The organism is Actinomadura fibrosa (assembly GCF_900659615.1).
Classification (GTDB): Bacteria; Actinomycetota; Actinomycetes; order Streptosporangiales; family Streptosporangiaceae; genus Spirillospora; species Spirillospora fibrosa.
Map to the genome: position 1 here is coordinate 1 of NZ_CAACUY010000450.1, position 3,896 is coordinate 3,896.

Annotated in this window: 3 protein-coding genes; 2 read left to right on the forward strand and 1 reads right to left on the reverse strand. The window is 74.6% G+C overall.

Annotation, left to right across the window (positions count from 1 at the left end):
* Positions 1–810, reverse strand: an 810-nt coding sequence (locus E1300_RS48295; RefSeq protein WP_131763968.1) for a DivIVA domain-containing protein, incomplete at its 3' end; no start/stop codon positions are given.
* Between the two features lie 292 nt (positions 811–1,102).
* Between E1300_RS48295 and E1300_RS48300 the strand changes: the two genes are divergently transcribed.
* Both E1300_RS48300 and E1300_RS52015 read left to right on the forward strand, forming a co-directional pair.
* Positions 1,103–1,624 (forward strand): gamma carbonic anhydrase family protein, encoded by a 522-nt coding sequence (locus E1300_RS48300; RefSeq protein ID WP_131763969.1) that lies wholly within the window; start codon positions 1,103–1,105, stop codon positions 1,622–1,624.
* 205 nt (positions 1,625–1,829) lie between these two features.
* On the forward strand, positions 1,830–3,896 hold a 2,067-nt coding region (locus E1300_RS52015; RefSeq protein WP_207400435.1), incomplete at its 3' end, for a hypothetical protein.

The window sequence follows — 3,896 nt, forward strand, 5'->3', positions numbered from 1 at the left end:
CTGACCGCCGTGACCGGCCGGGCCCGCCGGAGCGGAGGGGGCGGAGGAAGCGGCGCCGGGGCCGGACGCGGGCGCGGGCTGCGCGGGCGGCGGCGTCTTGCGCGGCGGGGCCTGCCGGACGGCGTCCTCGACCATCTTCTCCAGCGGTCCGGCCTCGTTCTCGGCGGTGAGGAGCCGGTGCAGGGTCTCGCTGATCTCGGTGAGGCGCTGGAGGGCCTGGGTGTGGTTCTTGGTGAGCGCGGTGAGCCGCTGCGTGGCGCCCTCGTTGATCACGCTGGCGCGGCGCTCGGAGGCGGTGAGGGTGCGCTCGGCCTCCAGCCGGGCGCCGGTCACCGTCTGCTCGGCCTCCTGCTTGGCGGCCGACAGGACGCTGTCGGCCTCCTTCTTGGCCGAGGCGAGCACGTGGTCGGCCTTCTCCTGCGCCTGCGCCAGGTTCTTGTCGGCGTGCGCGCGGGCCTCGTCGACGATCCGCCGGGACTCCCGCTCGGCGTCCTCGCGGATCTCGGCGCCCCTGGCCTCGGCCTCGGCGACCTTGTCCTGGGCCTCGTCCTCGGCGAGGTTGATGATCTGCCGCAGCCGGTCGCTCAGGTCGTCGCCGGTCGGCTTGCGCGCCTCCCGGACCTCGGCCATCTCGCGGCGGATGCGCTCGGCGTCGTCCTGGGCCCGGGCGAGGCGGGCCTCCAGCTCGCGGTGCTTCTGCTGGGCCCGGGCGATGTAATCGTCGACCTGGCGGCGGTTGTAGCCGCGCATGACGATCTCGAACGACTCTTCTTGGAGGAGGTTCGGCAGGATTTCGGCTTCGTTGCTCATGATGCCTTGGGGGGTCGTTGGCGGGGGTGATCACCCCGTCAGGTGTCGGTTGAGATCCTCACCCGCCTGTGAGCGGGACCACATAAGAAACGTCAGGACGACTCTTGTCCGGTCCACACCATTCGCGCAACCGGAACGCCCTTCTCGCTGCCGTTTCTTAACCTGGGTAGGCCGGACAAACTATCTAATCTGCGGGAAATTCGCGTCAACCTCGGCCCGTGTCGCACCGACCGGATGCGGTCCGCCCGCCCCCGTCCGGCGGCCGTCCCGGACGGGTTCTAGCATCGGCGGGATGAGCTACGTGGGTGCGTTGGGTGAGGACCGTCCGAAAATCCACGCCGAGGCGTGGGTCGCGCCGGGCGCGGTCGTGGTCGGCCGGGTGACGCTGGGCCGGGGATCGAGCGTCTGGTACGGCTCGGTGCTGCGCGGCGAGGACGAGGAGATCGTCGTCGGCGAGGAGTGCAACATCCAGGACCTGAGCTGCCTGCACTGCGACCCCGGCGTGCCCGCCGTCCTGGAGGACCGCGTCAGTCTCGGCCACAAGGCGATGGTGCACGGCGCCCACGTGGAGGCGGGCTCGCTCATCGGCATCGGCGCGATCGTCCTGAACGGCGCGCGGATCGGCGCGGGCACGCTGATCGCGGCGGGCGCGCTGGTGCCGCCCGGCAAGAAGATCCCGTCCGGCGTGCTCGTCGCCGGGACGCCCGGCAAGATCGTCCGGGAGCTCACCGACGACGACCGCCTCGTGCTGGAGCACACGCCGTCCGTGTACCGGGAGAAGGCGCGGCGCCACCGCGACGCCTCCTGGGATTGATGCGGCTGGGGCTGACCGGGTGCTCGTCGCGCCCGCGCGCCGCCGGGTTCGGCCGCTTCCGGGCGGGTTTCTTTGATGCCCGCCTGACCTGGGCGGACGGCGTCCAAGCGGAGGTGAGGGCGACCCGGGGCCCCTTCTGCTGACTAGCATGGCGAGCGTGGTGTGGGGACCGGGCTATGGCAGTGCTCCGCCGCCCAGCCCCCGGATGGGTCAGGATCCGTTCGCGGAGGCTGAGCGCGACACGAGGGCGATGGTGGCCGCCGCGTGGTGGCCGTCGGCGCCGCCGCAGCAGCGCCAGCACGCCATCGGCGGCCGGATGCTCGTCCTGCCCGACGGCACGTGGTGGCTGTTCGGGGCGTGGGCCCGCTGGTACCGGCTGCACCCGTCCGACGGCCAGTGGTACCTGTGCCCGCCGCCGCGCACGCCCGCCGTCCGGATGGCCGCCCGGCCCGCGCAGGCGTCCGGGCAGGTCCCGGTGCTGCCGCCGCACGTGGTCCCCGCGGGTCCCGACTTCTCCTTCGATCCGCCCGCCGGGCTGCCGTTCGTCGGCCACGGGTTCGACACCGAGCTGACCGCGCGGGTCCGCGCGACCGTGGAGTCCGCCGCCGCGCTCCCGGCCCCCGAGTACCCGCACTGGTGGTCGCAGTTCACGCGGGAGACGCCGTCCACCGTCGCGGTCGCGTGGGGCGTGATGCTGTGGTGCGCGTCCGCGCCCGTGTTCGACGCGCGGCTGGACGCGCAGATGCTCGACCTGTGGAAGCCGTACCGCGCCAAGCCCCTCCCGGACGTGGACGGCCCGCGCTGGCTGACCCCGCCCGCCCTGGAGACGCTCGTCGGGCTCTACTCGGAGCGGCTGCGGGCCAGCCGGGTGGACGCCGCGGTGGTCGTGCTCCGGACGATGTGGGCCGTCGCCAGCGCGCTCCGCGACGACGTCCGGTTCCAGATCCGGGCGGACGCGCTGCTCGCCATCCTCGGGAGCACGCTCAGCAACCCGACCGTCGACTACGGGGCGCTGCCCTACGGCGATCAGGCGCTCGTGCAGCAGTGGCTGACGCGCTGCCCGCCCAACCTGGTCCCCGCGCTGCGGAACGAGAGCTCGCCCGGGGACAACTTCCGGCACGCCTTCTACACGCTCAGCGAGTCGATCGCCGAGCTGTCCGGTGATCCGTCCGATCCCGCCTACATCGAGCCGCGCCTGGTGGCCGCCGCGCTGCTCGCCGCGGACCTGGACGTCGTCCGCAAGGACGTGGCGGGCTCCATCGTCCCCTGGCTCGATCCCGAGATCCGCTACACGGTGCAGGCGGTGTCCGAGCAGAAGGGGCATCCGCTGCGCCGGCTGTGGCCGGTGGACATGCGGCTGCCGGAGCCGCTCCGGACGGCCGCCGGATCGGGGCCGGGCGCCGAGTCGCTGCTCGCCGCGATGTACGAGGTCGATCTGGCCTGGTGCCGGCTCGGCGGCATGCCCGCCCGGCCGCGCGGCTTCCCGGTCCCCACCGCGATCATCGCGGAGATCATCGGCCGCAACCGCGCCCGCGCCACCGCCGCCTCGCCGACGCAGGCGCCGTTCGGCGTCCCGGCGCCCGCGCAGCCGTCGCCGTTCGGGATGCAGGGGCAGGCGGGCATGCAGAGCCAGCCCGGTCTCCGGCCCGGCTCGCCGCCGCAGCCGCAGGGCATGCCCGCGCCGCCGGACCGGCCGTTCGTCCAGCCGCCCGCGCAGCCCGGCTGGGAGAACGCGCCCGGACCGGCCGGCCAGGTGCCCGGCGAGGCGCCGTACGCCGCGCAGCAGGCCGGTCTCGCGCCGCCGGACCCGTCGTCCGCGGAGGACGACAGGGACGGGGCGAGCGCCGCACCGCCCTACACGGAGCTGGGCTTCCAGCGTCCCGGCGCCGCGCCCCCGAGCGCCGGGCCCCCGAACGCCGGGCCGTCGAATGCCGTACCGCCCGGGCCTATGGCTCCGCCGGTGCCCGGGCCGCCGCAGCCCGACCCGGCCGCCGCGGGCTTCGGCATGCCCGGCGCGCAGGGGCCGTCCCCCTACGGGACGCCTGATCAGAGCCCGTCTCCCTACGGCGCGCCCGAGCAGCCGCAGCCGTCCTACGCGGCCCACGAGCAGTCCCCGTACGTCCCGCCGGAGCACGACGAGCAGCACGACGAGAAGCAGGACGAGCATTTCGCGCCGCCCTACACCCAGCTCGGCTACCAGCGGCCGGGCGCCGGGCCGCCCGCGCAGGGGCTGCCGCCGGGCGCGAACGTCCCGCCGGCGCCCATCCAGCCC

What these genes read in the sequence shown, in the direction of transcription:
- E1300_RS48300 (WP_131763969.1), top strand. Translation starts at nt 1,103, where the DNA reads ATGAGCTACGTGGGTGCGTTGGGTGAGGACCGTCCGAAAATCCACGCC.